Below are 16,626 nucleotides of genomic sequence, written 5' to 3' on the forward strand. Positions count from 1 at the left end.
CCAAAGTGAAAGTTAAGATTGACATTAATTATAATGCAGATTATTGCAAAAAAATAGTAAAAAATTGATAGATTGAATTGTGAATTCGTGATAAAATATTGATAATATTGAGGAAGGGTTGTGTTTTTTTGAAAATTAGAAAGAGCATTGTGCTAAAGCGATATCAGGAGAATACGCTTAATTAGCATTTGGATGTAATTATATATTTTGCGTATTGTTCTTTTGTCGCTAGAGTTTAAGAATTCGAGTATAGATAGAAAAGGAGAATATCGATGATAAATATAGAGATTTGTTTAGAGAATGAAAAGGATTTTAGGGAAGTAGAAAATTTGACTAGGGAAGCATTTTGGAATTTGTACCATCCAGGTTGTACAGAACATTTTGTTATTCACAAGCTTAGAGAGAGTAGTGCGTTTATAAAGGAACTTGACTTTGTGGCATATCATGACAGTTTAATTGTTGGAAATATAATGTATTCAAAAGCAAAGGTTTTAAATAATGATGGATATGAATCAGAAGTATTGTGCATGGGACCACTTAGTGTTTTACCAAGTTATCAGGGAAAGGGCATTGGTTCAATGCTTATGAAACATACATTGAGAGTAGCTAAAGATTTGGGTTTTAATGCAGTTATCATTTTTGGAGATCCTAATTATTACAACAGGTTTGGATTCAAAAATGCGGAAATTTATAATATCCAGACTTCTATGGGTGAAAACATGGAGGCTTTTATGGCATTAGAATTATACGATGGAGCACTGGATAAAGTTGTTGGTAAATTTTATGAGGATGAAGTTTTTCATGTGGAGGAAAAGGATGTAGATAATTTTGATAAACAGTTTCCATATAAGGAGAAATTGGTTACAGATACTCAGCTTTCTTGATCAATGAAGTTATAAGTAAAAAAAGATAAAATATAGAGCACATAGGTGTCAGTTACATTGTTTCAGTGAAGTTTCATTGAAATGTTGTAGCTGACGCTGTTTTTTGTGGAAAAATGACTAGTGTGCTTGAAAGTAGAAGTAGTTGTAAATTAATAATAAAACCATTAATATGGGTATATTGTGAATATAGAGAGTATACTATTTCTAGAGAGGAGGTTCTAACTTGTATAAGAAAATAATTATAGATGCTATAGATTATATAAAAGAAAATATTGAAGAAAATTTGACGGTGGAAGAGGTTGCAAATCATTGTCATTATTCAAAATATTATTTTAATAGATTATTTAGAGCTGAAGTTGGGGAAAGTGTATATTCGTTTATAAAAAGGATGAAAATAGAGAATAGTGCTTTGAATATGATAGTAGATAGTGATAAATCCATAACAGAAATAAGTGCAAATTATGGATATAGTTCGTCTAATTATAGTGTTGCTTTTGGAGAACACTACGACAAATCTCCTTCAAAGTATAAAAAATATTTTACTGAAAGCAAGATAAAGGAGCGAAAAGGGATGTTTGCTGATTTATCTAAGATAGATTTCGATTTTTTCAATGATAGGATGGAGCCTAGATTGTTGAATGATATTGAAGTTATTTATGAACGGTTTATTGGAGATTATAGAAAACTACAGGATAGATGGAAATTATTTTTTGAAGAAAATGGACTTTACTATGATGAGAATAGTTTGAGAATTGAAATTTCTTACAATGATCCATTTATTACAGATCCAGATAAGTGTATAACAGATCTTTGTATTACTACATCTCAATTACCGACATCTGATCACAATAAAATGATAATAAAGGGTGGAAGCTATATGATATATCATTTTGAAGGCAGTTATGATGATATATTTGGAATGTTCCAAGGTATAATGGGCATATGGATTCCTCAGTCTAGCTTGAATTTTGATTTAAAGAACAGAAGGATATTCAATATGTTTGAATTTGTAGATGTTGAAAATGATTTTTATATATTCAATGTCCACATACCATATTGCTAAAGTACGAATACAGAAGTTTCCCATTAGATTTTGCTTTATAATCTAGTTATGGAAATATTGAAAGTTAATTATGTTAGAATTTAAAAATCTATCTCAGCATGGACGTATTTGCCTATTGTTGAGATAGATTTTTTTGTTTGAATATTAGAGAGCACGAATTCAGAAGTTTATACAGTTAATCCAATATATAATTTAATTAAGTAAAGTTGATGTATTAGAAAGGAGTAGTTATTATGAAAATTGTAACGATTAATGGAAGCCCAAGAAAAAATGGATGTTCTGAGAAATTGATTGGTAAAATAGTAGAAGGAGTTAAAGAAGTAGGTGGAGAAATAACAAGTTTTATGCCGAATAAAATGAAAATCAAAGGTTGTCAATCTTGTATGGCTTGTAGAAAAGATAATATATGTGTCATTAAAGATGATATGGTAGATATTTATGAAGCTATTGAAGACGCTGATGTGGTAGTTGTTGGGGTGCCTATCTATTTCCATGAAATGAGTGCACAGCTAAAAATGGTATTTGATAGATTCTATTCATATACACGCATGGATAGCAATTTTAAATTCTCTAGTACTATGAAAAAAGGTAAAAAATGCGTATTGGTTGTTTCACATGGAAATCATGATGAAAATGTTTATAAAGAATATGCAAAATCATTAGAAGGTAAATTCAAGCATGTCGGTTTCGAAGAAGTAGAAATCTTTATTGCAAATGATTCGATGAGTGAGCATCCAGAGTATCTAGAAGCATGTTATGAAATTGGTAAAAATTTAAAAGCTTAGCAGTGAATAAAGAACAGTCTTGTGAGTATTTAAATATCAAGACTGTGTTTTTTTATGGAAATTTTAATGGACATGTACTTCAAAATACTGTTATAGTATAAAGAAACAAAATTATATGTTTTGATTATATTGAAAGGAGAGTTTGGAGAATTATGAATTTAGTAATTATGTTTGGCGCACAAGCAGTTGGAAAGATGACAGTAGGCGAGGAATTAGCAAATATAGCTGATTTGAAATTGTTTCACAATCATATGTCGATAGAATTGGGACTAAAATTTGCCAAATACGGAACTCCTCTTTTCAATGAAATAAATGGTGGGGTGCGTGAATTAGTATTAAAGGCATGTGCTAATCATGGAAAAGGACTAATATTCACATATGTGTGGGCATTAGATCAAGAGAGTGATTGGGAGTATATAGAGTATGTCAAAGGTCTATTCGAAGGTTATGATGTTTACTTTGTAGAGTTAGTTTCTGATGTACAAGAAAGACTTAAACGAAATACAACAGAGAAAAGGTTGTTAGAGAAACCTAGTAAGAGAGATCTAGAGTTTTCAAGAAATGATTTGTTATCAACTATGGAAAAGTTTAGGTTGATATCGGAGGATGGAGAATTTGATTCAGAGAATTATATGAAAATTGACAATACCAACCTAAGTGCTAGAGAAACTGCGAATATGATAAAGGAAAGATTTGAATTATAAATAGATATTTATTTTGAAAAAATGTAGAAATAATAATATATGCGCAATATAATATCATTAGAGGTGATTATATGAGTTTTGAAGAAATGAAAAAAATAGAAATAGACAAACCCATAGGTTGGGTTGAAAAAAAATTCAAAGTAAATGCTAGAAACCTTAAATGGGAAATAGAACATAAAGATGAGTTAGTAGACATAAATGGCAAAAATATAAAAATATATAATGGAGTTACATCGGCATATGGAGCAGCTACACTAGGTTCATTACTAGGACAAGGCGGAGGATATGCTCCGTTTTACCTTAAAATTACAGAAATTGATGAGTCAAAAACGGAATTATTTGCATTTGCCACAGGCACAGAAAATGTTTCAGGTGATTTGGGAAATAGAAATCGAAACATAGTAAAATATCTCCTAGAGATGTGCCAAGAAGACTGTGAGCGAAAGACACTAAAAGATGGGATTAACTGGATTTTGGGGAAATGATTTTTGTCCTCAAAATCCAGTTTTTTTATTGTTAACTATCTGCTGAGAGTAATTCAAAATAATTCCCTCCTTTGAATTATGTTTAGTATAGCAGTGTAATGGCGACATCATGTTGTCGCATTATGAAGCTTATAATGGAATTAATAAAAAGGAGATGAGAAAATGAAATATCAAATAGTAGAAATTGAAAAAATGATAGTTATGGGTATATCTACAATGACGACAAATGAAAATTGTAAATCAAAGGAAGACATAGGATTGCTGTGGAAAAAATTTATAGAGTCAGGTTTAGCTCATCGTATAGAGAATAAAAAAACGGGTGAGGCAATTGGCTTGTATACAGATTATGAAAGCGATGCTACTAAACCATATAGATTCATGTGCTGTATGGAAGTGACGGAGCTTTTGAGTAATGGACTAGAGAGCCAGGTTATAAGAGCTGGAAAATTTGCAAAATTTACGGTTAAAGGTGATGTAGTTAATGCAGTGGCTGAAGCATGGCAAAATATTTGGGATATGAATTTAGAAAGAACTTATATTTCTGATTTTGAAGTTTATCACAGTGAAGATATGGAAAATCAAGAGATAGATATATATATTGGAATTAAGTAATAAAGATAATAGAGTCCAGCCAAAAAATAAAATTTAGGCTGGACATTTTTTATTTGATAGATATCATGCAGCTGCCTTGTTTTGAGTTAAATTAACTTTCCATGTGCCAGTTTTAGTTTTCCATAAACCAATAAGACATCTAGCGATTTCTTCTACAGAAACAGCACAATAAACATAGACTAGTGGTAATTTGAAGAGAAAACCAGTTAGAATACCCATTGGAACTCCAATTCCGAATAGTGTAAATAAAGACATTTTTAGCATGAATTTTGTTTCACCACCACTTTTAAGAATGCCATCTCCTAGTATCATATTCATTATGCGAGCAGGTAGAAATAAGATGATAGCCCAAGATAGTGCAAATGTCATTGATTTTACTTCGCTACTTAATGAAAATAAATTTATATAAAAGGGCATCGTTACTATGAAGAACGAACACAACATAATGGCTAAAATGAAAGTTGTTTTTAGAATATTAATGGCAAGAGTCTGAGCTTGTTCGAGATTTTTATTTCCAAGAGCTTGACCAATTAAGACAGCAGCAGCGGTGCTAACTCCAGAAAATAATCCGAATGTAATATTTTGCATTGGAACAAGAACTGTAACTGCAGCCATTTCTATTGTTCCCATTCTGGCATAGAGAGTAGTGTAAAATGTTATGCTTGTAATAAATACAAATTCACCTAGAACTAATGGCAAAGTTACTTTCAAATAGTTATTTTTTACATATTTGTTTTCAAATTTACGGGATGTAGTGGAAGGATTTAGACTATTTTTTTGTTTGTTCTTTAGTTTTTTATTTAGCATATTATATCCGTAAATTAACATAAAGGATTCTATAATTCTAGCAATTAATGTAGCTATAGCGGCACCTTTAAGTCCAAAACCAAGACTATAAATAAATATATAATTTAAAGATGTATTTACAATTACAGAAACTACTCCAGCGATAAATGGAAGTTTTACATTTCCGCACGCCTTTAGTGCAGAACTATTTATTAGAGTAATCATAAAGGGAATACAGCTTATTGAAATAATACGAAGGTAATTAGAACCAAGCAAAATAACTTCTTGATCAGTTGTAAATAGTTGTAAAACAAGCTTTGGAGTTAATCCAGTTAAAATCATTAGAGGAATTGTTATCAGTAAACTGTATATATGCGAAATCTGAACTACTTTGCTGATATTTTTATATTGTTTGTCACCATAGTATTGGGCAGCAAAAATTCCAGTGCCGCCAGCAATTCCAAGCGATAAGAAGAACAAGACTGTCATCGGGTGATTTGCAAGACCAGCAGCAGCTATTGCAGAGTTGCCTAATCTCGAAACCATCATTTGGTCAATAATACCGATAGAAGTCTGAATTAAACCTTGGATTGCAATTGGAAATGCGATTGGAAATATGTGTTTTATATTGTTGTTAATTTTCATTATTTTCACCTCTATATTTTAATGTGCGATATGATTTACTATTTTACACAAAAGAAAGTGGAGATGATATAATATTATTGACTAAAAGTTGTACGATATTGACAATGGAGGTGTATTATGTTTACAATATATGAAAATTTATTTTTTGAAAAGCATAGATTGCCATTCATTTTGTATCATTTTCAATCGATTCATGGAAACGAGGAACTAATAGAATGTGTGAATTATACTAGTAATATTAAACGAAAAAGATTTGTTCCACCATGTGGACATGAATTTTTGCACTGGCATAATAATATTGAGGTTTTAATGATTACAGGGGATAGAACGGAGTTTTCGATAAATGGAGAAATTATAAAACCATCAATTGGAGATATTATTTTGGTTGATGCTTTTGATATACATAGTATTGGGGTTGAAAATGCTCATTATGCAATGCTGATAGACGTCTCACAATTAGAATCTATAGGAGGAAATCTTCATATATTTCCTTTTGAAACGAGTAATAAATGGATTAAGTTTGAGGGTGGACATGAGTTAGTTAGAAGTCATATTGAGGAACATATTTTGAATATAAGAGATTACCTTAATGATGAAGATACAATAAATAGACTTGCGATATACGGTCAGATATATTTGCTGCTAGATTCTATTTACAAATATACTAGTTCACTTGAAGAAAATAATTATTCTAGCTTGAATAATAAAAACATATTGAAAAAAGTATTTAAATTCATAGAACAAAATTTTACTGAGAGCATTTTATTATCTGATATAGCTCAAGTAGCAGGATTCAATGAAAGTTATTTTTGTAGGTTTTTTAAGTCAAAGACTGGGAGAACATTTACAGATTATTTAAACGAGTATAGGTCTCAGGTAGCAAAACGAAGAATTGAAAATACGGACGATTCTATAACTAAAATAGCTTTAGAGTCAGGATTTTCTAGTACAAGTTACTTTAGTAGAATTTTTAAAAAATATTTTGAAATGAGTTCAAGAGCTTATAGGAAAATATTGGATGAAAATAGATGAAGTATGAAATTGGTTTTGTTGATAAAATTCAAAATTAAATTAATCGATGCAGGATTGTGTTAGAATATAACTTTAGAGTACAAATTTTTTGATTAATTATGGAAGTGGTGAGATTATGGAAATATGGGATGGATACAATGCAGATGGTTCACTAGCTGGAATAGATTTAATTCGAGGAGAAGTTGTTCCGAAGGGGATATATCATATAGTTGCAGAGATATTGGTTGTGCATGAGGATGGGAGTATTCTAGTCATGCAGAGAGACTTGAGAAAACCGAATTATCCAGGGCTTTATGAAGCTTCGGCTGGTGGAAGTATTTTGAAAGGTGAAACGTCTAAAAATGGCGCTTTTAGAGAATTACAAGAAGAGACAGGAATAATTGCTGGTGAGCTAGAGTTTTTGTCTAGATTTGTGAAAGTAAATGGAAAATCAATTTACGATCAATATATATGCGTAACTGATTGTGATAAAGCTTCAGTTACTCTTCAAGATGGAGAAACGATAGATTATAAGTGGCTTAAACAAGAAGAGTTTTTTGAGTTTATAAATTCTAGCGAGTATGTTAGCGCACATAGAGATAGATTGATGAGGGATATAGATAGAATAAAAGAAGTTATTGAGAGTAAATAATTTTGTTTTAGACTTTGTTAGCATTCCATTTTGAGGGGTATGAATTCCATTGAAGTAGCATTAAAATATGCTTATTTGGAGGGAATATCATGGAGCGAAAAATTAAAACGATGACAAGTGGTTTTAGAACGAAAGATGGTGCTGGCGTAAGTTTGGTGAGAGTACTAGGAAATCAAACTGTAGAAGAATATGATCCGATATTGCTTTTAGATTCGTTTGATAGCACTAATCCAGAAGATTATATAGCTGGTTTTCCGATGCATCCACACAGAGGTATTGAAACTATAAGTTATGTTTATAGAGGAAATATGATTCATAGAGATAGTATTGGAAATGAAGATTCTATCCATGATGGAGAAGTTCAATGGATGACGGCTGGCTCTGGAATTATGCATGAAGAAAAATTACCAGCATCAAATCGTATGCTAGGAGTTCAATTGTGGCTAAATTTGCCAGCTAAATACAAAATGGTTTCGCCAGAGTATCATAGTATAAGAGCATCTGAAATAGAAGAAATACCTATAAAAAATGGTAAAATAAGATTGCTAGCAGGTAAGTATAGAGAATTTACGGGATACATGAGCAAATATTTGCCATTGGATTATTATGATATACATTTAGAGCCGAATTCAGATGTGGAAATAGAAACTGAAAATGATAAGGCGGTTATATTATTTACTCTTTTAGGTGAAATTTATATTGGAAATCAGCTAATAAAAGAGAAAACGGCGGTTAGGTTGACTAGTGGTGACAGTATATTAATAAAAAGTGTAAATGAATATACTCAGGTATTGTTTGTTAGTTCGGATATGATTGAAGAGCCTATATCATGGGGCGGACCAATAGTTATGAATACTAGAGACGAGCTAAAAAGAGCTTTTGAAGATTTAGATAATGGAACTTTTTTGAGAGAAAAAATTGACTATTAGATAAGTTCATTGTAGAATTGAATAGTTGAAATTTGAGTTGAAATTAAATAAAAAACACGGATTTTGCCACCGGGTAAAGTCATTATAGTGTTCTAGGATATTCCATTAGGTCATAGAAGGAATGTCTTAGGACATTTTTTGTTTTAGGAGGGAATTTTATTGGAAAAGAATCTTATGAAAAATTTTTTTAAGTATGTGAGTCTAAATATAGCGGGCATGATAGGTCTTTCATGCTATATAGTAGCGGATACTTTTTTCATATCGAAGGATATGGGAGCAATTGGAATAGCATCACTAAATTTTTCTATATCAATATATAGCATAATATATGCAACGGGATTGATGATAGGAATCGGTGGAGCTAGCAGATATGGAATTTTGAAATCTAAGGAGCATAGTGACAGAGCAAACATAGTTTTCAATCACAGTGTCAAAAGCGGAGTTGGAATAGGGATGGTGTTTGCATTGATTGGAGCATTGGGATCAAAATATCTAGCATCACTGCTAGGAGCTAGAGGAGAAGTACTTTTACTAGTTGATATATACCTAAAGGTTATACTAGTTTTTTCGCCTTTCTTTATACTAAATAATGTAATTCTTGCATTTGTAAGGAATGACAACAATCCTAGACTTTCGATGTTGGCAATGCTGATAGGTAGTTTCAGTAATATTTTGTTAGATTATATTTTTATATTTATGCTTAATCTAGGGATGTTTGGTGCAGCGCTTGCAACTAGCATAGCTCCTATTATTAGTTTGATATGCTTATCAGTACATTTTTTAAAACACAAAAATGGATTTGCATTTAGCAAAGTTGATTTTGATATTAGAGTGTTAATTGATTTGATTGGATTAGGTCTTTCGGCTTTTGTTGCAGAAATTTCTTCAGGGATAGTATTGATAAGTTTCAATTTGGTTATATTGAAACTAGCAGGGAATATAGGCGTAGCAGCTTACGGTATTATTGCAAATATAGCATTAGTAGGTGTTTCGGTGTTTACAGGATTAGCACAAGGTATACAGCCAATATTGAGTAGAGCATATGGTAGGCAAGATAAATGTGAAGTTGATAGAATTCTTAGATATGGAATTTTTTCAGCGGTGTCTATAGCTATAGTAATTTATATTTGTATGCTGATTTTTTCGAATGAAGTAATAGGTGCATTTAACTCAGAGGGAAATAGATTAGTATTTGAAATGGCAAATAGGGGAGTGGTCATATATTTTGCAGGTTTTTTATTTGCAGGAATAAATATAGTTTTGATGATGTATCTAAGCGTTATAGAACGAGTGAAAGAAGCTTTTAAAATTTCAGTACTCAGAGGGGGACTACTTATAATACCACTTGTTATTTTACTCAGTGCTATTTGGGAAATGGACGGTGTCTGGCTTTCTTTTATTGTAAATGAATTCTTAGTATGTGTGCTAGCAATATACTCTGTAAAAGATAAGAGTAGGAGTTTGATTTTTAATTCATTTTTGTAACATTTTTCACACAGAAACTCCACAAAAAATGACTAAGGTATAATTGGAGAACTGCCGATTATTATTTAGTACAAGGAACATATGTACGATGGACAAAATAAATTAGAAGGTGGTATTGATATGAGCGAGATAAAATTCTTTTTGACTTATGATGAAAGTGAAGATGATATTACACTAAAGGGGAAAATAGAAAAATATATAGAGGAAAATGGGGTTTGTGAAGCAAAGAAAGTAATAATAGGAGCATGGCAAGAGCCTTTTGATTGCGACCCAGAAGATGTGGTTCAGTATTTATACGAGAACAAGGAAAAATTTCCAAATGTAGAAGAGATATATGTTGGAGATATGGATTCAGAAGAGTGCGAGGTATCTTGGATTATACAAACTGATTTGACTAGATTACTTACAGCATTTCCTCTAAAGACTTTAACTATAAAAGGATCACAAAGTTTGAGATTAGAAAATGCAGCTAGTGATACATTAGAGAAGTTAGTTATTATAAGTGGAGGATTAGAAACTGCTACATTAGAAGATATTTCTAGTGCTACGTTCCCTAATTTAAGTCATTTAGAACTTTATTTAGGTGTTAGTGATTATGGATTTGATGGAGATATTGAAGTTGTAAAGCCATTTATGAGCAGAGAAAAGTTTCCTAAGTTAAAATTCCTTGGACTTAAAAATAGTGAAATTCAAGATGAGATATGTGAAGAAATTCTAAAGTCTGGTATGATTGATGGTTTGGATGTCTTAGATATGTCGCTTGGAACATTTTCTGATAAAGGTGCAGAACAAGTCCTTAAAAATATAGAAAAATTGTCTAAACTTCAAAAACTAGATTTGACATTTAACTACGCATCTGATGAAATGCTTCAAAAATTAGAAGATGCATTTAAAGAGACTAATGTAGAGGTATTAGTTGATAGAGATGATGCTGACTACTACGAAGATGAAGATTGGAGATACCCTTATATTACGGAGTAATGATATGAATATAAATTTTTTATTAATAGGTGATTTGACAGGAAGAAGAATGCAGATATTTTCAAAATGTTTGAATCATTTAAACTTAAATAATATAACTATAATTACATGGACTGAGATATTGAAAGATATCTCAGTTTTAGAGAGTAACATGAAGAAAAATACGATAGTAAAGATTGAACCGCCAGAGAAAGATATGGAGATATACAGATCTCTATTGATTAGAGGCGCAATAAAAGGAGATTTGAAAGAAGATTTTATTAGAGGTATAGATTTTTCTGATTTTAAAATCATTTCTCCAAGACAATGGTATTATGGTTTTGAATCTATAGTTAGAGAGATAAAGAATGTTTGTGATAGGTATCAAAATCAAAATGTATATATGCTAAATGATATAGATGATATGTTAGCTATGATGGACAAGGAGCAAACATACGATATTTTGAAATTAAATAGTGAAGGTAAGGGGTTTTATTTGCCAAAATCTTTTAAATCTGTTTGTAGCTATGAAGAGTTTAGTGATATGTATGGAGATAAGCCAATGAAAGCATTTATAAAACTCAGATATGGTTCAGGCAGCACAGGAGTTTTAGGTTATGCAAATAATCCTAGAAGAGGGCAAGAAATTATTTATACATCTTTAAACAGTGAGTCTGAGAATTTTTATAGCAATTATAGAGTAAATAGATTTACAGAAAAGAATAAAGTCAGACATTTGATTGATTGGGTATTGAAAAATGGAGCGCATATAGAAAGTTGGATTCCAAAAGATAAATACCAAGGTAAAGCTTTCGATACTCGAAGTTTCGTTTTAGGTGGAAAAGCTGAATATCTTTTGACTAGAATGAGTAAAACGCCAATAACGAATCTTCATCTGAAAAATGAAAGAGCCGAAAGCTGTGATATAATGGATGACGATTTACTTGAAATTATAAAGAAAGCCTCAGAAAGTGCGATGGAAGTGTTTTCAAATTCGCTATTTGCAGGGCTCGATGTAATTACAACTAATAGCGGAAGACCGTATATAATAGATGTAAATCCATTTGGAGATTTGTTTCACAACCTAATAGGGTCAGATTTGAATGTGCACTATTTAGAGATAAAAAAAGCAATAGAAATTATTAGAGGTGAAAAACATGGAAGTTAATATGAATGAAGTAGTTGGAAATGATGATATCATATTTTTGTCATTAGATACACTTAGATATGATGTAGCGAATGAAGAGTATTTAGCGGGAAATTTGCCTAATTTATGTAGAGATGGCGGTTGGGAAAAAAGACATTCTCCTGGAAATTATACGTATTCATCTCATCATAGCTTTTTTATAGGTTTTTTGCCTACGGAAATAGAATATAAACCACTTCACGATAGAGAATGGCTGTTTATGACAGAAAAAACTGGGCTAAAGTCTATGAAAACAAAAAATGCTTTCAAGTATAAGGGAAATCACATAATGGAAGGGCTTTCAAATGTAGGATATAAAACCATATGTATAGGTGGAGTTGTATTCTTTAGCAAAAAAGAAGGCGTATATAATGTATTTCCTGAAATGTTTGATGAAAGTTATTGGAATCCACGATTTGGAGTGACTAATCCAAAATCAGCGGAGTATCAGGTGCAAAAGGCAATCAAAGTATTAGAAGATACAGATAAAGATCAAAGAGTATTTCTATTTATAAATTTTTCAGCAATACATGGGCCTAATTATTATTATTTAGATGAACATAAAAATGCTGAAAAAAGTTACAACCCAAGTAAAAATATATTGGCATCAAAATTAGATTGTGTAGAGAGTCAAAAAGCAGCACTTAGATATGTGGACAAGTGCTTAGAGCCGTTATTTGAGTATATGAAAAATAGGAATAGGACATTTTGTATAGCACTATCAGATCATGGAACTTGCTATGGTGAAGAAGGATACGAAGGGCACAATGTGTCTACTGAAATTGTTTATAATGTACCGTATAGACATTTCTTTTTGTAAAATAGTTAATGCAAAGTCATCTTGATTTGGCTTTGCATCAACTAAAGAATTAAAAAATAATAAGAGCTTTGAAGAGGAGAAAAGTATGAAAGAAAGCATAAAAAAGGTATTAGAAGATCCGTATCAGAATTATATATATTCATATCCGCACAAAATGTCATATAGAGAGTTTAAATCGCCGATAGAATTAAAATCTCTTTGGGGAGAAAATGATGCGGAAGCTATAACTCTTTATATACATATACCGTTTTGTATAAGTAAGTGTGGGTATTGCAATTTGATGTCTAGTACGAAAATACAGAGAGATAGGATTCACAGCTATGTAAAGCAATTGATAAACGAAATAAAAGCAGTAGGAAAATTTCTAGATATAAAAGATGACGATAAAAATATATTTTCAAGTGTAATATTTGGTGGAGGTACGCCTAGTATTCTCGAAGTAAATGAGATAAAGGATGTACTTGATGCGGCATCAATGTACTTAAATATTGACTATAATGATACGTTCTTATCAACAGAGGTTTCACCGAGAACGCTTAGCGAGGAGAAATTGAATCTATTTGAAAGTTATGGTATAGATAGAATAAGTATGGGAATTCAGAGTTTTAGAGAAAATGAACTCAAGAATGTTCATAGATTTGAAGGATTAGATAATATTAAAAAATCTATTGATTTATTATTTAAAAGAGAAATACCAATTAGAAATTTAGATTTGATTTATGGCATAGAAGGTCAAACGATGGAGACATGGAAAGAGTCACTTCAGAAAGTTGTATACAATTCGCCAGAAGAATTGTATATATATCCACTCTACATAAGAGAGAATACTTGTCTTTACTCAAAAGCTGAGAAAAATATTGATTTGATGAAAGAAATGTATGAGTTTGCTAAAGCTTTTTTGAAGAGCAATGGTTATATACAGACGTCTATGAGAAATTTTATTAGAGAAGATATGAAAATGGATTTATATCCTGAATATAGCTGTCAGGAAAATGCTATGATTGGTATAGGATGCGGAGCAAGATCATATATCGGAAATGTTCACTATTCTCGTAAGTATGCGGTTTTGCAAAATAATATAAATGAGATAATAGATGAATATATAGCTGAGACAGATTTTTCACATGCAAAGCATGGTTATATATTAGATCAAGATGAAATGAAAAGAAGATATATTCAAAAATCGATACTTAAAGTCACAGGTCTTGATTTAGACGATTATAATGATGTATTTGGCGAATCACCAGAGAATTACGATGAATTAAAAGATTTGGAAGAGTATGGTTTTATAGAAAAAAGAGATAATAGATATTTTCCAACTGAAAAGGGACTTTTGCATTCGGATTCAATAGGTCCGCTTTTTATATCAAATGTTGTTAAGCAGAAAATAGAAGAATTTAATGAATAGGGGCATTTAAAATTATGGAATATACGATTTACTATAGAAATTTTCTAAAGTATTGTAATTATACTTGCTCTTATTGCCCTTTTTCTAAAGGGAAATTAGATGAAATTTCATTAAAGAAAGAAAAGAAATATTTATATAAATTTATAGATTATATAAAAAATTCAAGACATAAATTTAGACTATTTTTTGCTCCAAGAGGTGAACTCTTAATACATGATATGTACAAAGAGGCATTTACAGTACTTTCTAAAATGGAAAATGTAATAGAAATAGTGGTGCAGACAAATCTTAGTAGTTCGCTAGATTGGATAGAATTTGCAAATAGAGATAAATTGATACTTTGGACTACATATCATCCACAACAGGTAGAAAGAGATGCGTATTTTGAAAAAGTAAAGTGTTTGATTTCTAAAAAAGCCAAGTTTACTATCGGAATTGTAGGCGTTAAAGAAAATTTTGAAGATATAAGAGCGATGAGTGAATTGTTGAATTCGCTTGATGCTGGAAAACCATATTTTTGGATTAATGCATATAAGGATGAAAAATCGTACTATACTGATGATGATATAAAGTTTTTGTCATCCATAGATCATCTTTTTCAAATAAATTTGGAAAATCATTTGTCTGAGAATGAGTACTGTAAAACTGGTGATTCAGCGTTTTTTGTTGAATTTAATGGAAACATCCACAGGTGCTGGAAAGATAAGATAAAACTAGGAAACATATATCAAGTAGATTTAAATAATTTATCAAAGAAAGAAAAATGTTCAAAAAAGTATTGTACATGTTTCATAGGATATAGTAATATGGAGTCATTAGGATTAGAAGCGAAATATAAGAATAGTGTATTAGGAAGAATGTTATAAAAGTCAGTTAATAGCTGGCTTTTCTTTTAAATATTAGGGAGAGATTTTGATGAAGAATTTTAAGCTGATTGGAGATTATCATACCCATACGAGATATAGTCATGGAATGGGAAGTATCGAAGATAATGTCAAAGCTGCGATATCTAAAAATCTTGAGTTTATAGTTATAGCAGATCACGGACCAATGTGCTCGTATGGGGTGAGTAAAGATGATTATAGGCATATGAGATTGGAAATTGATTGCTTGAATAAAAAATATAAAGAGATAGAGATACTGCTTGGAATTGAGGCTAATATAGTCGACCTAGAGGGAAAACTTGATATAGACGGTGATTATATTAGATACAGTGATTTGTTATTAGCGGGTTTTCATTTTGATATAGTATACAATGAAAAGTTGAAAGCTATTAGGTCAAATCTAGATAGAAGAGCACGGCTAAAAAATCACATAGAGAAGTCACTTTATGATGAACTCAAATATTACTATACACAAAGTGCAATAAAATCTATGCGAAAATATGATATACGAATTCTGACTCATATGGGAGACGGCTATCCCATAGATATAGAAAAATTAGCAAGTGTAGCAGCAGAGACAAATACGTATCTAGAAATCAACAATTTTCATAGATACTTAAATTGTGATCAGATAAAAAGGGCATTGAAATACAAGCATCTGAAGTTTGTGATAAATAGCGATGCACATAGGTCTAGAGATGTGGGGAATGTGAAGATAGCTATGAAAGTAATTGAAAAGTCTGGATTGGACGTATCTCGCGTAGAAAATGCTATGTGGTTATAGACCTGATGATATATTATATATATACAGACTTGTTGGAGGAAGATTATGAAATTTGAAGAGATTTTCATTAAAACTGAAACCATGAATTTTTGGTGGGGAGAATATGGTTTAATCGAAGTATGCGATGAGTATATAAGTATATATGGTGATGCTGCTTGTAAGAATTTAATTGGAAGTTGTGATATTTATGCTAAACCTGTACTTCAAAATATAATGGATGATGAAGATCAAGAAGACGAAGATATAGATAAAATTCGTGATTTTTTAGAGTCTGATAAAGTTGTATATGACTATATTTATCCAAGGACAATAAAGGAGATACTTTTTAATCAAGTTAGACACAAGGCACCTAAAAATAAATATGGAATAAAGCCAACTTACATAATGATGTGGGATAATGTAGACGTGTTGAATATTTTAGAGATAAAAAGATGTGTAAATTTGTTTTTGATGAAATTTTGTGATGCTGAAGTTGAAAATATTCAATTTGTAGATGTGCCTAGTTATGAAGAAGCTTTAAAAGAATATGAGGATATATTTTAA

The 16,626-nt window shown here is 30.9% G+C and carries 18 protein-coding genes; 17 read left to right on the forward strand and 1 reads right to left on the reverse strand.

The genetic code is table 11. The annotated features are described in order from the left end of the window. Positions 1–272 precede the first annotated feature (272 nt). The 6 genes from N4A40_11385 to N4A40_11410 all read left to right on the forward strand — a co-directional run bounded on the left by N4A40_11385 (position 273) and on the right by N4A40_11410 (position 4,533). Positions 273–884 carry an N-acetyltransferase gene (locus N4A40_11385; GenBank protein ID MCT4662455.1) on the forward strand — a complete coding sequence of 204 codons (612 nt, stop codon included), beginning with the start codon at positions 273–275 and terminating at the stop codon, positions 882–884. A gap of 223 nt (positions 885–1,107) precedes the next feature. Further along, on the forward strand, positions 1,108–1,947 hold the full coding sequence (locus tag N4A40_11390; protein ID MCT4662456.1) for an AraC family transcriptional regulator: 840 nt from the start codon (positions 1,108–1,110) through the stop codon (positions 1,945–1,947). A 233-nt stretch (positions 1,948–2,180) separates the two neighbouring features. After that, complete coding sequence (locus N4A40_11395; protein MCT4662457.1) at positions 2,181–2,732, forward strand: flavodoxin family protein; 552 nt, start codon at positions 2,181–2,183, stop codon at positions 2,730–2,732. 152 nt (positions 2,733–2,884) lie between these two features. Beyond that, positions 2,885–3,436, forward strand: coding sequence for an AAA family ATPase (locus tag N4A40_11400; GenBank protein MCT4662458.1), 552 nt, complete (start codon positions 2,885–2,887; stop codon positions 3,434–3,436). 71 nt (positions 3,437–3,507) lie between these two features. Beyond that, on the forward strand, positions 3,508–3,921 hold the full coding sequence (locus N4A40_11405) for a hypothetical protein (GenBank protein MCT4662459.1): 414 nt from the start codon (positions 3,508–3,510) through the stop codon (positions 3,919–3,921). 162 nt (positions 3,922–4,083) lie between these two features. Beyond that, positions 4,084–4,533, forward strand: coding sequence for a GyrI-like domain-containing protein (locus N4A40_11410; GenBank protein MCT4662460.1), 450 nt, complete (start codon positions 4,084–4,086; stop codon positions 4,531–4,533). 63 nt (positions 4,534–4,596) lie between these two features. On the opposite strand, the gene N4A40_11415 is transcribed toward N4A40_11410, so the two are convergent. Then, positions 4,597–5,964, reverse strand: coding sequence for an MATE family efflux transporter (locus N4A40_11415; protein MCT4662461.1), 1,368 nt, complete (start codon positions 5,962–5,964; stop codon positions 4,597–4,599). Between the two features lie 117 nt (positions 5,965–6,081). On the opposite strand from N4A40_11415, the gene N4A40_11420 reads away from it, so the two are divergent. From N4A40_11420 to N4A40_11470, 11 genes are all read left to right on the forward strand, one after another. Then, entirely contained in the window at positions 6,082–6,996 is a 915-nt protein-coding gene (locus N4A40_11420; protein ID MCT4662462.1) for an AraC family transcriptional regulator, read from the forward strand. 115 nt (positions 6,997–7,111) lie between these two features. Continuing rightward, on the forward strand, positions 7,112–7,627 hold the full coding sequence (locus N4A40_11425) for an NUDIX domain-containing protein (GenBank protein MCT4662463.1): 516 nt from the start codon (positions 7,112–7,114) through the stop codon (positions 7,625–7,627). An 89-nt stretch (positions 7,628–7,716) separates the two neighbouring features. Continuing rightward, positions 7,717–8,556 carry a pirin family protein gene (locus N4A40_11430; GenBank protein MCT4662464.1) on the forward strand — a complete coding sequence of 280 codons (840 nt, stop codon included), beginning with the start codon at positions 7,717–7,719 and terminating at the stop codon, positions 8,554–8,556. A gap of 159 nt (positions 8,557–8,715) precedes the next feature. Then, positions 8,716–10,041 carry an MATE family efflux transporter gene (locus N4A40_11435; protein MCT4662465.1) on the forward strand — a complete coding sequence of 442 codons (1,326 nt, stop codon included), beginning with the start codon at positions 8,716–8,718 and terminating at the stop codon, positions 10,039–10,041. A gap of 120 nt (positions 10,042–10,161) precedes the next feature. Beyond that, positions 10,162–11,022, forward strand: coding sequence for an STM4015 family protein (locus tag N4A40_11440; GenBank protein ID MCT4662466.1), 861 nt, complete (start codon positions 10,162–10,164; stop codon positions 11,020–11,022). Between the two features lie 4 nt (positions 11,023–11,026). Further along, a complete protein-coding gene (locus tag N4A40_11445; GenBank protein ID MCT4662467.1) occupies positions 11,027–12,169 on the forward strand; it encodes an STM4014 family protein in 1,143 nt (380 codons plus the stop codon). Then, positions 12,159–13,007: an STM4013/SEN3800 family hydrolase gene (locus tag N4A40_11450; GenBank protein MCT4662468.1), complete on the forward strand. Its 849-nt coding sequence runs from the start codon at positions 12,159–12,161 to the stop codon at positions 13,005–13,007. Before N4A40_11445 ends, N4A40_11450 begins: the two co-directional genes overlap by 11 nt. Positions 13,008–13,092: 85 nt before the next feature. Further along, on the forward strand, positions 13,093–14,415 hold the full coding sequence (locus N4A40_11455) for an STM4012 family radical SAM protein (GenBank protein ID MCT4662469.1): 1,323 nt from the start codon (positions 13,093–13,095) through the stop codon (positions 14,413–14,415). Positions 14,416–14,429: 14 nt separating this feature from the next. Beyond that, on the forward strand, positions 14,430–15,281 hold the full coding sequence (locus N4A40_11460; protein ID MCT4662470.1) for an STM4011 family radical SAM protein: 852 nt from the start codon (positions 14,430–14,432) through the stop codon (positions 15,279–15,281). Positions 15,282–15,330: 49 nt separating this feature from the next. Beyond that, on the forward strand, positions 15,331–16,083 hold the full coding sequence (locus N4A40_11465) for a PHP domain-containing protein (GenBank protein MCT4662471.1): 753 nt from the start codon (positions 15,331–15,333) through the stop codon (positions 16,081–16,083). A gap of 45 nt (positions 16,084–16,128) precedes the next feature. After that, positions 16,129–16,626, forward strand: a complete 498-nt coding sequence (locus N4A40_11470) for a hypothetical protein (protein MCT4662472.1) — start codon at positions 16,129–16,131, stop codon at positions 16,624–16,626.

The organism is Tissierellales bacterium (assembly GCA_025210965.1).
In the GTDB taxonomy this organism is placed as follows: domain Bacteria; phylum Bacillota; class Clostridia; order Tissierellales; family JAOAQY01; genus JAOAQY01.